General features: G+C 66.0%; 1 protein-coding gene and 1 pseudogene. Both read left to right on the forward strand.

Annotated features, from left to right (window positions below; all coding sequences use genetic code 11):
- Window positions 1-145: pseudogene (locus RSO01_RS49390) on the forward strand (ABC transporter substrate-binding protein); the annotation flags it as partial.
- Window positions 146-251: 106 nt separating this feature from the next.
- A partial coding sequence (locus tag RSO01_RS46785; RefSeq protein ID WP_147157478.1) for an ABC transporter substrate-binding protein occupies window positions 252-1,289 on the forward strand: 1,038 nt, incomplete at its 3' end.

Below are 1,289 nucleotides of genomic sequence, written 5' to 3' on the forward strand. Positions count from 1 at the left end.
ACTGGTGCGCGACATGTACCTGTTCGAGGTGAAGTCGCCGGCCGAATCCAAGAGCAAGGACGACATCTACAAGCTCGTCGCCACCGTGCCGGGCGACCAGGCCTATCGTCCGCTCAAGGACGGCAAGTGCCCGTTCGTGAAGTAGCCGAATCCAAAGACAACGGGGAAAGGGCGCCTGCGGGCGCCCTTTCCTTTGGCCACGAGTCAGCTAGATTTGCACCACGGGGGCACAAATGTGGGAGGCTAATCGTATGGCATCTAAAAATTCGTTTCTTCGCGCCGGCGCGGCCGCTTCGGTCGTCGGCCTGGCCGTCGCAGGGCTTGTCGCCATGGCGCAGGCCCAGGCGCCGGCGCCGCTCAAGATCGGCATTACCGAAGGCTTTTCCGGCGTCTACGCCGACCTGAACCTCGGCGAGGTCGAGGCCGCGCAGATGGCGATCGACGATTTTGGCGGCAAGGTGCTCGGCCGCCCGATCGAGCTTCTGTCGGCGGACCATCAGACCAAGCCCGACGTCGGCGCCCAGATCGCGCGTCGCTGGTACGACGTCGACGGCGTCAGCATGATCACCGGCATCGGCACCTCGTCGGTGGCGCTGGCCGTCCGCAAGATTGCCCAGGAAAAGGGCAAGATCGACATCAACACCGGCGCGGCCTCGGCCGACCTGACCGGCCCGGCCTGCTCGGAGACCGGCGCGCACTGGGTCTACGACACCTATGCCCTCGCCAAGGTGACGGGCGGCGCCATCGTCAAGGGCGGCGGCGACTCCTGGTACTTCCTGACCGCCGACTACGCCTTCGGCCACGCGCTCGAGCGCGACGTGACCGCCGTGGTGCAAGCGTCGGGCGGCAAGGTGCTGGGCGGCGTGAAACATCCGCTCAGCACGCAGGACTTCTCTTCCTTCCTGCTGCAGGCCCAGGCTTCCAAGGCCAAGATCATCGGGCTGGCCAATGCCGGCCAGGACACGATCAACTCGATCAAGCAGGCCGGCGAGTTCGGCATCGTCAAGGGTGGCCAGCGCCTGGCCGGCCTCCTGGTCTTCTCGACCGACGTGAACTCGCTGACCCTGCCGGTCGCGCAGGGCCTGGTGCTCACCGAGGCGTTCTACTGGGACATGAACGACGAGACCCGTGAGTGGACCAAGCGCTTCCGCGCCAAGCGCGACAAGATCCCGAGCATGCTGACGGCCGGCGCCTACAGCTCGGTCAACCACTACCTCAAGGCCGTGCAGGCCGCCGGCACCGACGATGCCAAGGCGGTCATGGCCAAGATGCGCGAGATCCCGGTCAAC

Origin of the sequence: Reyranella soli, assembly GCF_007992495.1 — a bacterium.
Taxonomy (GTDB): Bacteria; Pseudomonadota; Alphaproteobacteria; order Reyranellales; family Reyranellaceae; genus Reyranella; species Reyranella soli.